This window comes from Synechococcus sp. CS-1326, from assembly GCF_025128115.1.
GTDB lineage: Bacteria > Cyanobacteriota > Cyanobacteriia > PCC-6307 > Cyanobiaceae > Regnicoccus.
This window is the reverse complement of the sequence record NZ_JAHLYV010000002.1, coordinates 101,281-116,928: the sequence shown is the minus strand read 5'-3', so window position 1 is coordinate 116,928 and position 15,648 is coordinate 101,281. Positions and strand designations below refer to the sequence as shown.

General features: G+C 62.0%; 12 protein-coding genes and 1 pseudogene. 6 read left to right on the top strand and 7 right to left on the bottom strand.

The window, feature by feature from the left end; translation table 11 throughout:
• Positions 1-236 (top strand): annotated as a pseudogene (locus KQ307_RS00645) (hypothetical protein); the annotation flags it as partial.
• Positions 237-2,280: 2,044 nt separating this feature from the next.
• Here the strand turns inward: KQ307_RS00645 and KQ307_RS00640 are convergent.
• From KQ307_RS00640 to KQ307_RS00630, 3 genes are all read right to left on the bottom strand, one after another.
• Positions 2,281-2,910, bottom strand: a complete 630-nt coding sequence (locus KQ307_RS00640; protein WP_259726609.1) for a hypothetical protein — start codon at positions 2,908-2,910, stop codon at positions 2,281-2,283.
• Positions 2,911-3,072: 162 nt separating this feature from the next.
• On the bottom strand, positions 3,073-3,768 hold the full coding sequence (locus tag KQ307_RS00635) for a transposase (protein WP_259726608.1): 696 nt from the start codon (positions 3,766-3,768) through the stop codon (positions 3,073-3,075).
• A 617-nt stretch (positions 3,769-4,385) separates the two neighbouring features.
• On the bottom strand, positions 4,386-4,682 hold the full coding sequence (locus tag KQ307_RS00630) for a hypothetical protein (protein ID WP_259726607.1): 297 nt from the start codon (positions 4,680-4,682) through the stop codon (positions 4,386-4,388).
• Positions 4,683-5,134: 452 nt separating this feature from the next.
• Here KQ307_RS00630 and KQ307_RS00625 point away from each other — a divergent pair, with 452 nt between their 5' ends.
• Positions 5,135-5,476 carry a hypothetical protein gene (locus tag KQ307_RS00625; protein ID WP_259702449.1) on the top strand — a complete coding sequence of 114 codons (342 nt, stop codon included), beginning with the start codon at positions 5,135-5,137 and terminating at the stop codon, positions 5,474-5,476.
• A 56-nt stretch (positions 5,477-5,532) separates the two neighbouring features.
• Entirely contained in the window at positions 5,533-6,042 is a 510-nt protein-coding gene (locus tag KQ307_RS00620) for a hypothetical protein (protein WP_259726606.1), read from the top strand.
• Here the strand turns inward: KQ307_RS00620 and KQ307_RS00615 are convergent.
• From KQ307_RS00615 to KQ307_RS00605, 3 genes are read right to left on the bottom strand one after another with little or no spacing between them, the layout of a single operon-like run.
• On the bottom strand, positions 5,996-7,084 hold the full coding sequence (locus KQ307_RS00615) for an acetate/propionate family kinase (protein WP_259726605.1): 1,089 nt from the start codon (positions 7,082-7,084) through the stop codon (positions 5,996-5,998). The genes KQ307_RS00620 and KQ307_RS00615 overlap by 47 nt on opposite strands.
• Before the next feature lie 7 nt (positions 7,085-7,091).
• A complete protein-coding gene (locus KQ307_RS00610) occupies positions 7,092-9,635 on the bottom strand; it encodes a glycogen/starch/alpha-glucan phosphorylase (protein WP_259726604.1) in 2,544 nt (847 codons plus the stop codon).
• A 55-nt stretch (positions 9,636-9,690) separates the two neighbouring features.
• Positions 9,691-12,156 carry a phosphoketolase gene (locus tag KQ307_RS00605; RefSeq protein ID WP_399241676.1) on the bottom strand — a complete coding sequence of 822 codons (2,466 nt, stop codon included), beginning with the start codon at positions 12,154-12,156 and terminating at the stop codon, positions 9,691-9,693.
• Positions 12,157-12,464: 308 nt separating this feature from the next.
• Here KQ307_RS00605 and KQ307_RS00600 point away from each other — a divergent pair, with 308 nt between their 5' ends.
• Positions 12,465-13,802, top strand: coding sequence for a cation:proton antiporter (locus tag KQ307_RS00600; protein ID WP_259726602.1), 1,338 nt, complete (start codon positions 12,465-12,467; stop codon positions 13,800-13,802).
• Positions 13,783-14,322 carry an isoprenylcysteine carboxylmethyltransferase family protein gene (locus tag KQ307_RS00595; protein ID WP_259726601.1) on the top strand — a complete coding sequence of 180 codons (540 nt, stop codon included), beginning with the start codon at positions 13,783-13,785 and terminating at the stop codon, positions 14,320-14,322. The genes KQ307_RS00600 and KQ307_RS00595 overlap by 20 nt, the downstream gene beginning before the upstream one ends.
• A gap of 27 nt (positions 14,323-14,349) precedes the next feature.
• On the opposite strand, the gene KQ307_RS00590 is transcribed toward KQ307_RS00595, so the two are convergent.
• Positions 14,350-14,646, bottom strand: a complete 297-nt coding sequence (locus KQ307_RS00590; RefSeq protein ID WP_259726600.1) for a hypothetical protein — start codon at positions 14,644-14,646, stop codon at positions 14,350-14,352.
• Between the two features lie 53 nt (positions 14,647-14,699).
• On the opposite strand from KQ307_RS00590, the gene KQ307_RS00585 reads away from it, so the two are divergent.
• A complete protein-coding gene (locus tag KQ307_RS00585) occupies positions 14,700-15,608 on the top strand; it encodes an alpha/beta fold hydrolase (RefSeq protein ID WP_259726599.1) in 909 nt (302 codons plus the stop codon).
• Positions 15,609-15,648 lie beyond the last annotated feature (40 nt).

Sequence of the window (15,648 nt, the reverse complement as noted above, 5' to 3'; positions counted from 1 at the left end):
TGGACCGCCCGGCACGCTTCTTCTCCGCCACCACGCTGGTGCAGGAGCTGCAACGCGCCAAGGCCGACTACGCCCTGGCCAGGGCCCTCACCAAGCTGGACCGCTACGCCCTGCTGGTGATCGACGACAACCGCTTCGCGGCCGCCTATGTAGTTGACATCGGGCAGTCAGGCACATACAAAGGGAATCGGATTCAGGCAAAAAGCGCGGAGGCCAATACCCAAATGCCTTTCTGATTGCCAGCTTCATCTTCGGAACCTTGCAGGACTAGCCATTGGAACAGAGCCAACTCGACTCGATTCTTCGACGAGATGGGCACACCACACCCCCCTTGCATCTATGTTTTGATCGGGTGATTTGCTCGATGCGACGGTGAATGACTACCTCTATTGGGAAACCATGGACGAGGCCTGGCAAACGGCCATGATGTTGACTGATGGACTCGCTGATGCGATGTATCCAAAGCAAATTGCAGAGGAGCTTGACTGTCATTCCCAATAAATGGGCCATGCAAGCAACCTCTCTGAGGCTGCAGCTACAGCCTGTCTTCAACAGATGCAAGAAAGGTATCATCGCACCGTGCAACTACTGACCAAGTTGCTTGCTCAGAAAAAAGGGAAAGCGGTGAAGCAGATCAACACTTGGAAGCGGCGGTTAGCGTCATTGATGAACTAAATCGCTGCAAGAAACTAGATAGTGAAATTGGCCAGAGCCTTTGGCTCAACCGCGAGTACTGGGAACATCAGCGAGAAGTAGTAGCCAAGTGGGATCCAGAGACCAGCCCTCCGGATGTGGTGCCTGAACCTGAGTAACAACCTGGTGATGACCACGGCAGCTCTTCAAGCCCACCACCAGAAGAGTTCATGAATGGTAAGGGCGAGACTATTGCTATCAGGCGTTTTGAGCCTGATTTGGTCGGACAGATCCTGCCATCCGAGAAGATGAAAGATAGAGTACTTCTGGTATCTACCAGCAGCGTCACAAGGCCCACGAAAGATGCCACAGACATTGCAGGCTGGAATAGCTCAGATCCCTTCCCCCTTGAAGTATGTGCGCTTACGACTGTTGGTCTTCGTTATGCTGTGGTTGACAAGTCCTTCAGCAAGGACGACAAGAAAGGCAATGGATGGAGTTTTTTGGCAACTAGATCTGTTATCCGGTTCGTGACAGCTGGTTGTCGCACTTGAGCCTTTGCTGAAACATTGTTCTGTGGTCGTAACCGCCAGAGCACCATGACAATCCCTTGTGGCGCAGGCCTTCATATGCGCTGAGTCATAGGGTCCGCTCCCTCAAAGCAAATTCAGTGCTCCTGATCTGCCCCCTTGGAGGGCTGCTCCCGATCTGTTCCGGCAGCCCCCCCACTTGAAACGTCCACCCCTTGCCTCCGATCCCGTTGCAACAAAAGTGTTCTGGACCATCCCAGGGGTGAAGGAAGGTGTGGCAGGCCTCTGGTTGATTTGTTGTAGTGCCGCCAGTGCCCCCCCTACTCTGTCGGTTGCTGGTGTTGGGCAGCAGGACCCCGTGCGCTCCAGAAGCGTCACCACCACATGCAACGTCCGATCCAGCCGCAGCTGGTGGTAGTTGATCGCCCTCTCTATGGCCTCGGGACCCATCCTGTGCTCAGGTTCCATCATAAGCATTGATGAGGAACCATTCAGATGGGCAATGGAGCGGAATCACTCGTCACGATCTGGGTACAACGTTTGATGGAGCGGCGTCACCTTTGCTGGCAGAGGTCGGACCGGATTGAGGGGGGTCTTCAGCTGGCACCACTGGTTGATCGAGGATCACATGAGTCTTAAAAGGTCGACTGGTATTGATCCATTTAGGCAAGTGGCCAGGCAAGTCATCATAAAACCGCCTTCGCTGCAATGCCTTCTGGCGGTTTCCTAAACCGTAGGTCGTGGGTTCGAGTCCCGCCAGCCCCGTTTCATCGTTCCACCAACCGCAGGGCCCTCGCCGAGCAGCGCTGCCGCAGTCGCCGTGATCTGATTGAAGATGCCGTAGCCCCTGCACCGGACCCAGTGACAAGGGCTGCGAAACACGTTGGTTCAATGCCTGCACGCCGAGCGCTCTGGCTGGCTGCCGTGAAAGATCAACCCCTCGAGTTGGCTCAGATCCCTTGGCTGCAGCGAGGATGAACCGTATTTCTTGTCTTAAAAATAGTATTTCTTGTCATGAAATAGAATGAAAGGTGCTCCTTGGCTTCGTTAGTGCAATCGATCACCGCCTCTGCGGGCGCCGTGTTGGAGCTGAATCCTTCGAAAACTCTGAATCGTTCTAATCCAGAGCAGAGAGTGAAGATTTGGCGATCAATGTGCTGTACCGCTTTCGGAAGAAGCTCAGACAAGCAACCGGCAACAGTGCCAAGGCTGATAGAGGCGTAGGAACCGCGCGTAAGGATCCAGTGAAAGTTGTAAATCTTGCTTGTTCATCCCCAGCACAGTCTAGATTTTGGCCACCGCCAGTGCTGGAACTGCAAAAATAACTACCAGAAGCAGTCAGATTTCTGGTGGCGGGGGCATTCACCAGCGCTCCACCCGCAAAAATGATGCGAAGAACATCTGTTCCTGATGCCGCTGAGTTTTTGAATGTGATTTGGTTGACGCCATTGTAGGCCACAACAGTCCCGATAAATGTAACCGTGTTGGTATTGTTGGAAGGACCGAAAACATCACAAGGGTTGCCTTGGCCTGATGCCCCATCGAAGCAGTTGGCAGTGACAGATACATTTGAAAAGACTCCACCGACAAAGTCGAAAGATCCCCTCACAAATCCGTTGAATGGACCGCCATTTGCGGAACTGGTGTCCACATATGTAGCGCCTGGATTTGTATTTCCGCCCCCATTGATTGCGCTGGTAAAAACATATTGTATAGCGGCAGCAGGTTGCGCGGTTGTCAGCGACACGCCAGCGGAGCAGCCAGCTCCCAGTAGAATTGGCAGCAATTTGGGACGAAATCGGGCCATGATTTTGGATTTTTCCTTAAGATGCTATCACTAATAATGTCCTCTGTCTACACCAGCGCTCCTGATCTCCCCCATTTCCCCCAGGGCTGACTGAAAGTCAATTCATCCCGTCTGTGCGGATTTTGCACCAACCCAGCCGAACATTTGGTTGATGTCATGCGCCACGGCCATCAGGCCAGCGCGGATTGAGCGAAAGCCATTGCTGCGCAGGCGATTGAGGGCCAAGCTGCGCAGCAGGGCCAGTACCTGTACGCCGTTGCGTTGGGTGTAGCGGTGCGCATCCTCGCCGAGCTGGGTGTCGCGCAGCCAGTGCCACTGGTTTTCGATCGCCCAGTGTTGTCGCACCAGGCGCAGCAACGCTTTTGGACGGATGCGCAAGTTGGTCATGAACAAGTGCACATGGCGAAATGGCTTTCCATCTCGTCGGCCGGTGCTCACCTGTTCAGCGTCAAGCCCCTTGTCCGGTGGCGAGTTGAAAAACGCCGGTGAGGTGTGCAGCGCATCAGCCTGGATCAGCACACCCTCCAGCTCCAGGGTTCCGAGGAGGGCCTTGAGTGCAGTGCGCTCGTGGGATTCGCCGGTGTCGAATGATGTTTGGGCGATCGCCACACCCAGCTCCCGGGCGTAGAGCGTGACCTGGGTGACAAAGCGCGTAGCGCTATCGGGGCCATCGAGCTGTGCGGCAGAACCCCGCAGGGTCTTGCCATCACAGATCAGCTGGTCGAAATCCTTCTCCTGATCTGCGATCTGGGCAAGCATCCATTCCCAGAGCATCCCGAAGAGCTCCTCCAGCTCCACCCGCTCAAACAGGTAGAGGAAGGTGGAATCACAGGGCGAGATGGGCATCTTCAGATCCAGAGCTGCGCTGAATTCTTGGTGATGCCGTTTGGCAAAGGCGAAGCCTTCTCCGAAGGAGTAGCGCTCAAGATCACGGGCGCTGCGGCAGCCGCTCAGGATGCCAAGAATCGCCAACAACAGCAGCAGCCACTGGGGATAACGCACCCTCGGCGCTTGCGGCCTTCTGGGAGGGCCTGCAGAAAGGCGATCAGATCAGCACTGGCAGAAGGCTGGGCTAATGGACGGGAGAAGTCCCGATAAAACCGGCACCAGCATGGCCGCACCAGTCCCCTTGTGCTTGACTTTCAGTCGGCCCTGGCTGACAAGGCGGATTGGACTTGCCAGAACAAAGGCTTGGTGGGGACTGCGTAATCTGACAGGCAACTTCCTGCGTTACCTGAACTGCTCCTCAAGGCTATCGCTGGCTGCCTGATCATCAGTTTGCTGGATAATCGTCCCGTCTTGAAGTCATGGATGCCAGTCACCAGGCGAATCAGCGCGTGCAGAGGATGCTACTGTATCTTCTCAGGGCTGCCTCGATAATGGCAATATTGCGAGATTCCCTAAACGGCCTGATACTAAATAGATACGCAATCGGCACGAATGGGATCGCTCTGTCCTGGAATGAACAGGTAGAAATCTCCGCCGGCGTTGCTGAATAGCCCGAGAATGATTGGATGCTGCTTGCGAAACTGGATGAGATATTCTTTCAATGTTCTCGCGTCGAAAACATTTATCTGGGAGCCTAGATTTTTCGTATTTTGAATTGCCATTTTGACTGCCTCCACTGATGGGATGGCAATCAAAATAGCTGCGAGCAGGGCGATACAAGCCCTGGTCCATGTGGGCTTTGGCCAGAACTGAACTGGATTCATAGCAGCAGATTTACAAAGGTGGGGTCAGTTGTGGGAAACAGAACAGAGTTTTCTTTGGTGAGGAAGAAAACGTGTTGATCAATGCTTGCCTCAAGGTGAATCAGTCCATGCCAATGGCGACATTGATGGCCCATTTTTGTTTTCAGCGTTGTACAGATTCCAGTGAACCGGCTGACCCTGTACGGGTAGTTGCAATGAAGTGCCTCGCCAGGTTTGGTAAAAAGGCAAAATCAGATTAGTCGGGCTTTCCACGCAGGCTGCCCCTGGAAAGTACTTTCGCTTGATTGCCATTCTTTATATTCTTTTCTTGGCGTATTCTCGGGGCATCGGGACAGACCACCCATGAATCTGGTGATGCGTACTCTGTGGCATCAACCATGTGTGTGCACCACCTGTAGCGCCCTGCAAATTGCGCTCACCGCGCCTAGTGTGAGTCGAGTCGTCCCCGTCCGATGACCCAGCTTCACGATCTGCGGCTGAGATTGCTGGTCCAACAGGAAAGCGAGCGCATCGCCCGCAGTCAGCCCGCCGAACTGGATCTCTCCGTGGTTCAGGCCCGTTGCCTCTGCTGGCTGGCGCTGCTCTCGGAAGCCCACGAAGACCAGGCCGGGGAAGCCGAGCGCCACGGCGACATGGAGCAGGCGATGGGCTGGTTCGCCGATTCCATGCGGCTGCGGGATGTGATCCAGGTGGTGAGCTCGATCGAGATTCCCCTGCCCGCCGCCCAGGAGGAAAGCCCGGTCGGCCTGGAGGATGGAGATGGTGACGGTGAGCCCTTTTCCGGAGTGGCCTGACCATCAGGCATGGCCCGCAATGCCATGATGGGGACCAGAAGGAAAAAGGGAGCTCGGTGCCAGAAGAGGCCTGCCAATGCCCTGATTGTCAGCGTTTTTATCGGGAACACGACCGATTGATCCGCGAACACGCCACCCTGCGCCAGCAGCAGGAGCTCAACTGGGCTGCGCTGCAGTCGTTTCGCACCCTGGCTGGAAGGGTTCTGGAGGAACTGCAGAAGGAGCACGGCGAGGAGGAGGCCGACAGCTCCACGCCCAGAACCACCCACGAGAGCAGTGCTCAGGCTCCCGGTGGTGGTGTTTCAGCCACGGCCCCCGGAGCCGGCGCCGATGCGGGCGAGGCGGACTCCATGCAGCAGGCGATCGGCGATCTGGAGAACATCAACGCCCATCTGTTCTCGATCGAAGCCTTGATGGAGCGCATCTTCGACGTGCGGGTGCCTGAGGAGGTCGAGAAGAAGTTCCGCGAAGTCGCCGGTGAGCTGGCCCCCGATCCCCTGAATGCGGATCGGCTGCGGCTCAATCGCCTCCTCCATCAGACCCCCGATCTGCCCGATCGCGGCTAGCCCGCCGGCAGAGCCGGGCAATCATCTTTTCCTCCTCGGCGGGAACCTGAACCAGCTGCACGGGCTGGAGCCAGGCCAGGCGCTCGTTGAGATCGTCCAGGAGCCTGCGGTCGTTCTGGCCGATGCCACCGCTGAGGGCGATCACCTCCACTCCCCCCAGGCTGGCGGCCATCGCGCCGATCGCCAGCAGGAGGCGATGCAGAAACACCTCCAGGGCCAGGCCGGCCCTGGCATGGCCGGCAGCTGCGGCCTGCCGCAGCTCGCGCATGTCGCCACTCAGGCCCGACAGGCCAAGCAGGCCGCTGCCCTGCTGCAGGTCCCGCTCCAGCTGATCCACTCCCAGGCCGTGGCGCAGTTGATGCAGCAGCAGACCCGGGTCCACCGAGCCACTGCGGCTGGCCATCACCAGGCCCTCCAGGGGCGTGTAGCCCATCGTGGTGTCGATGCTGCGGCCATCCCGGATCGCCGCCAGCGAACAGCCGGCACCCAGATGGCAACTTATCAGCCGCAGGCTGGGGGGATGCCCCTGCTGGGCCATCACCACCTCACTGATGTGTTGATGGTTGAGCCCGTGGAAGCCGAAACGGCGCAGGCCGCCGGCCCGCCAGCTGGCCGGAATCGCGTAGGTGTAGGCCGCTTCCGGCAGGCTGCTGTGGAAGCCGGTGTCGAAGCAGGCCCACTGGGGCAGGGCAGGGAAGGCACGACCCAGCCAGCGAATCACCGCCAGGGCGGCGCCGTTGTGGAGTGGGGCCAGCGGCACCAGGGCTTCCAGCTCACCTTCCAGCTCCGGGGTGATCGGGGTGGGGGCGACGAAGCGCTCGCCGCCGTGGACCACCCGGTGGCCCACCAGGGTGATCTGATCCAGCCAGGGAGCCAGGGCCCGGGGCAGCCAGCCTCCGAGCGCCCCCGCCGGCCCGGCGCTCTGGCCCCCGCTGGCCCAGTTGGTTTGCTCCTGCCAGACCCGCTCGCCATCGCGGTCGATCAGGCAGGCCTTGAGGCTGGAGCTCCCCACGTTGAGCACCAGCGCCAGCTCCGGGGTCATGGTGCGCTCAGCTGCCGCTGTGGTTCCGGTCTTCGTAGGCGCAGCTGATCGTGACCGGGAACGGCTCGGCCTTCCAGATCCGGCTGGCGTACTCACGGATCGAGCGATCGGAGGAGAAGAAGCCGCTGCGGGCGGTGTTGAGCAGCGACATGCGGTTCCACTGATGACGGTTGCCCCAGGCGGCGCTCACATCGGCCTGGGCACGCAGGTAGTCGCTGAAGTCGGCCAGCACGAAGAACGGGTCGCGGCCGGTGAGGTTCTCCAGCAGCGGCTTGAACAGATCGCCGTCGCCGTTGCTGAAGTGGCCCTGCTCCACCAGCCTGAGCACCTCTGGCAGCTCCGGAACGCTGGTGGCGAATTCCCAGGGGCAATAGCCCCCAGCGGCGAGGGCATCGATCTGGGCGGCCGTCTTGCCGAACAGAAAGAAGTTCTCCTCTCCCACCCGCTCCCGGATCTCCACGTTGGCGCCATCAAGGGTGCCGATCGTGAGTGAGCCGTTCATGGCGAACTTCATGTTGCCGGTGCCGGAAGCCTCCTTGCCGGCGGTGGAGATCTGTTCGGAGAGATCGGAGGCCGGATAGACCCGCTCGCCCAGCTTCACGTTGTAGTCGGCCAGGAAAACCACCCGCAGTCGCCCGGCCATGTCGGGGTCGGAATTCACCGTCTCGGCGATGCCGTTGATGAAACGGATGATCAGCTTGGCCAGGTAATAGCCCGGTGCCGCCTTGCCGCCGAAGATCACCGTGCGCGGCGCCAGGCCATCGGCCAGGCCGTTCTTGATGCGCAGATAGTGGGCGATCACCTGGAGGGCATTGAGGTGCTGGCGCTTGTACTCATGGATGCGCTTCACCTGCACATCGAACAGCGAGGACGGGTCCACCAGCAGGCCGTTGCAGCGGTGGATGTACTGGGCCAGGTCGGTCTTGACGGCCAGCTTGGTGGCGCCCCAGCGCTCCAGGAAGGCGCTGTCGCCGGCGAAGGATTCGAGCCGCTGAAGTTCGGAGAGATCGCGGACCCACTCCTGGCCGATCGCTTCATCGAGCAGGTTGCGCAGCCGCGGGTTGGCCAGGGCAATCCAGCGCCTCGGCGTCACCCCGTTGGTGACATTGGTGAACTTCTCTGGCCAGAGGGCGGCATACTCCGGAAAGAGCTGGGTGCGCACCAGTTCGCTGTGCAGGGCCGCCACCCCATTGACATGGTGGGAGCCCACCGTGGCCAGGTTGGCCATCCGCACCGCCTTGCCGCCGGTTTCATCGATGATCGAAACGGTCCTGAGCAACTGGTCGTTGCCGGGGTGCTTCAGGCGCACCTGCTGGAGGAAGCGGGCATTGATCTCGTAGATCAATTCGAGATGGCGGGGCAGCAGGCTGCCGAACAGATCAAGGCCCCATTTCTCCAGGGCTTCCGGTAACAGCGTGTGGTTGGTGTAGGCGAGGGAGCTGCTGGTGATCGCCCAGGCCTGCTCCCATTCGAGCTGCTTCTCATCGATCAGCAGCCGCATCAGCTCCGCCACGGCGATGGATGGGTGGGTGTCGTTGAGCTGCACGGCCCAGTGCAGGGGAAAGTCGCTCACCGGCAGGCCGCGCAGCTCCAGGCTGCGCAGCATGTCCTGCAGGCTGCAGCTCACGAAGAAGTGCTGCTGCTTGAGCCTCAGCCGGCGCCCTTCATCGGTGCCGTCATTGGGGTAGAGCACCTTGGAGAGATTCTCCATGCTCACCTTCTCCTGCACAGCCCCGTAGTAATCCCCGACGTTGAAGGCGTAGAAGTCGAAGCTTTCCGTGGCTTCGGCCCGCCAGAGCCTCAGCCGGTCACAGGTGTTGACCCGATAGCCGAGCACCGGCACGTCGTGGGGAATGCCGATCGCCTGCTCGCCATGGATCCAGCGCACCCGGTTCTGGCCCTTGTCATCGCGATACTTCTCGGTGTGGCCGCCGAAGCCCACATAGCAGGCCTGGTCGGGGTGGGGCAGCTCCCAGGGCCAGCCACCCTTGAGCCACTTGTCGGTGATCTCCACCTGCCAGCCATCGCGGATCAGCTGGTCGAAGATGCCGAACTCATAACGGATCCCGTAGCCGGTGGCGGGGATCTCCAGGCTGGCCAGCGACTCCAGATAGCAGGCCGCCAGACGGCCGAGTCCGCCGTTGCCCAGCCCGGGTTCCTCTTCCACATCGAGGATTTCATCCAGCGTGCCGATCCCGAACCGCTCCAGGGCCTCGGCCGCTTCGGCCTGGATGCCGAGCATCAGCAGGTTGTTGCCCAGCTGCGGACCGATCAGGAACTCGGCGGAGAGGTAGGCCACCACCCGGGTGGGTGTGGCGCTGATCGCTTCGATCCCGGCCAGATAACGGGTGATCAGCCGGTCGCGCACGGCGAAGCTGAGCGCCAGATACAGGTCGTGGCGGTTGGCGGTGGGGGCGAGCTTGCCGAGCGTGTAAAAAAGGTGCTCGGCCATGCCGTCGAACACCCCGTCGGCGGTGAGTCCGCTCCGCTCCGGGTCGTCCTGGCAGCCCGGAGTGGGAAGCCTCAGCTGGCTGAGTACGGGGTTGGTCATGGCAGCGGCAGCAGGGGAGGGGAGAAGCGAAATGGGAAGGCCTGATCAGGCCGCGTCAGACCGGATCAGGTCCAGGGCTCAGACCCCAGCGCCAATCGGTGACCTCGGGTGAATCCATCCCGTGAATGTGGGCATAGGCGCGGTGCCCGAGGATCTCCTCCTTCATCCGTTCCTTGACGTGGGCAGCGCGGGATCCCAGGGACGGGACCCGGTCGATCACATCGATCACCAGGTTGAAACGATCGATCTGGTTGTTCATCGCCAGCTCCAGGGGCGTGTTGATGTTGCCCTTTTCCTTGTAACCGCGCACATGGATGTTGGCATGGTTCGTGCGGCGGTAAGCCAGACGGTGGATCAGCCAGGGATAGCCGTGGAAGTTGAAGATCACCGGCTTGTCTGTTGTGAAGAGGCTGTCGAAATCGCGATCGGAGAGCCCATGCGGATGCTCGCTCGGCTCGCAAAGGGCGAACAGCTTGACCACGTTCAGCACCCGGATCCTGAGGGTGGGGATCTCATGGTTGAGGATCTCCACGGCTGCGAGCACTTCCTTGGTGGGAATGTCGCCGGCGCAGGCCATCACCACATCCGGTTCATCCGGTTGATCGGCGCGGTCGTCGTTGCTGGCCCAGCTCCAGAGGCCGATCCCCTTGGCCACGTGCCGACGGGCCTGCTCGATGGAAAGGTATTGAAGATGCTTCTGCTTATCGGAAACGATGATGTTGCACACGTTCGTTTCCAGGAACGCTTCTTCGGCCACTGCCAGCAGACAGTTCGCGTCGGCCGGCATGTAGACCCGCACCACCTCACCGCTCTTGTTGCCGGCCAGGTCGATGAAGCCGGGGTCCTGGTGGGTGAAGCCGTTGTGATCCTGCCGCCAGACAGTTGAGGAGATCAGGCAGTTCCAGGGGGCGATCGGAGCGCGCCAGGGGGCGTGGTGGATGCACGATTCCAGCCACTTGGCGTGCTGGTTGAACATCGAGGCGATCACGTGGGCGAAGGCCTCGTAGGTGTGGAAGAAGCCGTGGCGGCCGGTGAGCAGGTAGCCCTCCATCATCCCCACCAGGGTGTGTTCGGAGAGCATCTCCACGACCCGGCCTTCGCGGGCCAGTTCACTGCCGTTGAGATCTTCCGGGAGGAACTCCTCCATCCAGACCTTCTTGCTCACCTCGTAGATGGCCTGCAGCCGGTTAGAGGCGGTTTCATCCGGCCCGAATACCCGCATCGAATCGGGATTGCTGGCGATGGTGTCGCGCAACAGGGCGCCGAGGGGAGCGGTGTTCTCGGCTTCCACCTGCCCTGGAGCTTCGATCGCCACGGCGTAATCGACGATCGGGGGCAGGCGCAGCTTGCGGCGCAGCAGGCCACCGTTGCCGTGGGGGCTTGAGCCCATCCGCCTGGAACCGAGCGGAGAGAGTGCCTTCAGGTGGGGCAACAGGGTGCCCTCCGGACTGAACAGCTCCGTGGGCCGGTAGCTCAGCAGCCACTCTTCCAGCATGGCCAGCTGCTGGCTGTCGTGCTTGGGGTTGGGCAGCGGCACCTGGTGGGAGCGCCAGAAGCCCTCCAGCTTTTTGCCGTTGAGCTGTTTCGGACCGGTCCAGCCCTTCGGTGAGCGCAGCACGATCATCGGCCAGGCGGGTCGAACGGCTTCGCCGCTGCTGCGGGTCTGGGCGCGGATGGCCAGGATCTGGTCGGCGGCCGCATCCATCGCCGCCGCCATGGCCCGGTGCATGGCCTCGGGCTCGTGGCCCTCCACAAACAGCGGATTCCAGCCGTTGCCCCGCATCAGCTGCTCGAGTTCCTGATGGCTGATCCTGGCCAGCAGGGTGGGATTGGCGATCTTGTAGCCATTGAGGTGGAGCACCGGCAGCACGGCGCCGTCGGAGATCGGGTTGAGGAACTTGTTGATGTGCCAGGAGGTGGCCAGCGGGCCGGTTTCGGCTTCGCCATCGCCGACACAGGCAACGGCGATCAGGTCTGGGTTGTCGAAGACGGCTCCACAGGCATGGGAGAGCACGTAGCCGAGTTCTCCGCCTTCATGGATCGAGCCGGGGGTTTCCGGAGTGCAGTGGCTGCCGATGTGACCTGGAAAGGAGAATTGCTTGAAGAACCGCTGCAGTCCTTCGAGATCCTCTGACTTATCGGGATAGATCTCGCTGTAGCTGCCATCGAGATAGGTGGGGCCGAGCACCCCGGGGGCGCCGTGGCCTGGGCCCGACAGGTAGATCATCTCCAGGTCCCGCTGACGGATCAACCGGTTGGCATGGGCCCAGATGAAGGCCTGCCCAGGGCTGGAGCCCCAGTGCCCCAGCAGCCGGTTCTTGATGTGTTCGGCGGCCAGGGGCTCCCGCAGCAAGGGATTGTCCTGGAGATAAATCATCCCGACCGCCAGATAATTGGCGGCCCGCCACCAGGCATCCAGCAGCTGAATCTCTTCGGTGCTGATCGGCTCGGAGTTGCCCAGAGGCAACCCGCCGGTGGCTGAGATGTCCGTCTGCGCAGCGGTGGCGGGCATGGTTGTCATGGGGAATTAGGGCTGAATGGAACAGTTCGCAAATAACAAGAGCCAGGGGGCAGGCCGTTGCTCAGCTCAGCAAGAAATCCAGCTTTTTTGCACCGTAGGAAGCTCCAACTGCCAGAGATGCCTTCTGCAATACATCAGCGAAGACCCTTGTCGGCGCGGAATCGGCTGGGATGTGGGTTTGCTGATCGATGCCAGGGGGGCGGCCGATCCGGTCCGTCGATCGCTTGGGCAGGGACGGTCGGTGTGGCGGCAAAGGCTTTAATGTCGCCTGCAATTCAGGATCCACCACCGGGTTCCTTCTGGCTGAAATGATCGTTCCCACCCTTTTCCTTGAGCTGAGCAACCACCAGGTGGAGGTGGCCGAAACCCTGATCGGGGTGGGTCGCTTCGTGGTCATCTTCGTGGTGGCCCGCGCCCTGGCCGAACTGCTGGTCCGCTTCCAGTTGCCCAGCATCCTGGGTGAGCTGGTGGCCGGCGTGCTGATCGGCGCCTCCGGCCTGCATCTGGTCGTGCCGCCCGAAACCCATGGCGAGCTGAATCAGGGGATGCTCCGGCTGGTGGGATCCCTGGCTGACATTCCCATCGGTGAGGTGCAGAGCATCTACAACGAGACGTTTCCGGTGCTGCAGGGGGTTTCCACCCTCGGCCTCTATGCGCTGCTCTTCCTCACCGGCCTTGAGAGCGAGCTCGATGAGCTGATCGCCGTGGGGGCCCAGGCTTCCACGGTGGCCACGGCCGGGGTGGTTGTTCCCTTCGCCCTCGGCACGGCCGGGCTGATGGGGATCTTTCACGTGGACCTGATCCCGGCGGTGTTCGCCGGCGCCTCGATGACGGCCACCAGCATCGGCATCACGGCCAGTGTGTTCGGCGAACTCCAGTATCTCAAGACCCGGGAAGGCCAGATCGTGATTGGCGCCGCTGTCCTTGACGACATCCTCGGCATCGTCATCCTGGCGGTGGTTGTGGCTCTGGGCACTGGGGGCAACCTGGAAGTGGCTCCGATCGTCAAGCTCTGCGTTGCTGCGGCCCTGTTCGTGGTGGTGGCCCTGGTGCTGAGTCGCACCGCCGCCCCTGCCTTCGACTGGCTGCTCGACCTTCTCAAGGCCCCTGGCGAGGTGATCGTGGCCTCCTTCCTGGTGCTCTGCGTCTGCTGCTTCTCCGCCACGGCGATCGGTCTGGAGGCGGCCCTGGGGGCCTTCGCCGCCGGCCTGATCCTCAGCGGCTCGAAGCACACGAAGGCGATTCAGGGTTCCGTCCTGCCCCTGGTGTCGCTGTTCGCCACGATCTTCTTCGTGCTGATCGGCACCAGCATGGATCTTTCGGTGATCAATCCCGCCGATCCCGCCAACCGGGCCGGCCTGGTGGTGGCGGCATTCCTGCTGGTGGTGGCGATCCTCGGCAAGTTGGTTTCCGGCTGGAGCTTCCTGAGCGCCAAGCCGACCAATCGCCTCGTGGTGGGGCTGGGCATGATGCCCCGCGGCGAGGTGGGCCTGATCTTCCTCGGCCTGGGCACCAGCGCCGGCCTGCTCACGCCCGCCCTGGAGGCGGCGATCCTGCTGATGGTGATCGGCACCACCTTCCTGGCGCCCGTGCTGCTCAGACTGGTCCTGAGCCGCAAGGAAACCGTTGCCGAACAACCTGCCTGAGCCCTTGCGGGGCTGGGGCCTCAGCTGGGCTGGCCTTCTGGACAATCGCCAGGGGGAATGGTGGCTGCTGGCCCAGATCGTGCTCATCCTTCTTCACGCCCTGCCGCCGCTGCCCGCTCCAGCGAGCCTCGGGTTGGCCTGGCCCCCTTTCCTGGTCGTGGTTGGTTTGATCCTGCTGGGGCTGGGGCTGGTTCTGGCGGCAGCTTCCTTTCTGAACCTCGGAGCCAGTCTCAGCCCCCTGCCCGATCCAAAGCCGGGCGCCGCCCTGGTCACCGATCGGGCGTACGGCCGCTGCCGCCACCCCCTGTATCAGGCGGTGCTGATCTGTTCCCTGGGGGTCTGCCTGGCCCTCGGCAGCCTGGTTCACCTGTTGCTGCTGCTGGGCCTGGCGGGAGTGCTGGGCGGCAAGGCGCGGCGGGAGGAGCGCGGCCTGATCAGCAGCCATCCCGGCTACGCCGCCTACCGCCTGGTCACGCCGGCCATCGTTGCGGGCCTGCCCTGGCTCGACTGGCGCCGCTGAGCCGAGCCGCTCACCGCTGGACTGCGCTCAATCCTCCTGACGACGGGAGGCCAGGCTCCAGAAGGCCCCAGCCAGAACCGCCATCAGCCCGAGGCTGGCGGCCCAGCTGGGGCTGAGGATCCAGCTCAGGCCCAGCTGGGTGATCCCACCCACGGCCAGGGCCAGCAGCAGGCTGCTCACCAGCAGGGCGATCTGCTGCAGCCCTGCCCCGAGCGGGCCATCGGCCAGGGCGGCTTCGAGCCGTCCGAGGGGCTTGGACAAGGGGAGGTAGAGCGCCAGCGCCCACAGCGCCATGCCCGGCAGAAGGCTGGACCAGTCGACCAAGGTGCGGATGCTGGGAACAGCTCCCTAGCATCGACCACCAAGCCAACCCTGCGGTGACCCTCTCCAGCCCCGAGTCCGCCACGGAGCCTCGGACGGTGCCGGAGGTCTGGAGCTATCAGGGCCATCCCGTTCACGCCCTCAGCCGGCGACCGGCCGCCCCGCTGGGTCCGGCGATCCTGCTCGTGCATGGCTTCGGCGCCTCGACGGACCACTGGCGTTTCAACATTCCCGTGCTGGCGGAGCGCCATGAGGTGCACGCCCTCGACCTGCTCGGCTTCGGCCGCAGCTCCAAGCCGGCCAGCCTCGCCTATGGCGGTGGGCTCTGGCGTGATCAGCTGGTGGCCTACGTGAACGAGCGCATCGGCCGCCCCACGGTGCTGGTCGGCAATTCCCTCGGGGGCTTCGCCGTTCTGGCCGCTGGTGCAGCCCTTGGCGACGCGGCCGCCGGTGTGGTGTTGATCAATGCGGCGGGGCCGTTCAGCGACGAGCAGGCCGAACCCCGGGGCTGGGGGGCGATCGCCCGTCGCACGATCGGTGCCGCCCTGCTGCGCAGCCCGGTGCTGCAGCGGCTGTTGTTCGAGAACCTGCGGCGACCGGCCACGATCCGGCGCACGCTCAACCAGGTGTATCTCGATCGCACCAATGTCAACGAGGAGCTGGTGGAGTCGATCCGTCGGCCCTCGCTCGATCCGGGCGCCTTCGGCGTGTTTCGCACCGTCTTCGACATCCCCCGCGGTCAGCCGCTCGACGAGCTGTTCGCTGAGCTCACCGCACCTTTGCTGCTGCTCTGGGGTATCCGCGACCCATGGATCAACGCTGAAGGGCGCCGCGGGGCCTTCCAGCGCCACGCCCCCTTCGCCACCGAAGTGGTGCTTGAGGCGGGTCACTGTCCCCATGATGAGGTTCCTGATCAGGTGAATGCCGCTCTGCTGAACTGGCTGGCCACATTGCCGGCAGCCTGAGCAAGGGTTTTCGCTCAGCGCCTCACCGATTCGATCTTCG

Coding starts and splice junctions, on each gene's coding strand:
- KQ307_RS00615 (WP_259726605.1), bottom strand. CDS start 7,084: ATGACCCCGGAGCTGGCGCTGGTGCTCAACGTGGGGAGCTCCAGCCTC.
- KQ307_RS00605 (WP_399241676.1), bottom strand. CDS start 12,156: ATGACAACCATGCCCGCCACCGCTGCGCAGACGGACATCTCAGCCACC.
- KQ307_RS00625 (WP_259702449.1), top strand. CDS start 5,135: ATGACCCAGCTTCACGATCTGCGGCTGAGATTGCTGGTCCAACAGGAA.
- KQ307_RS00600 (WP_259726602.1), top strand. CDS start 12,465: ATGATCGTTCCCACCCTTTTCCTTGAGCTGAGCAACCACCAGGTGGAG.
- KQ307_RS00610 (WP_259726604.1), bottom strand. CDS start 9,635: ATGACCAACCCCGTACTCAGCCAGCTGAGGCTTCCCACTCCGGGCTGC.
- KQ307_RS00630 (WP_259726607.1), bottom strand. CDS start 4,682: ATGAATCCAGTTCAGTTCTGGCCAAAGCCCACATGGACCAGGGCTTGT.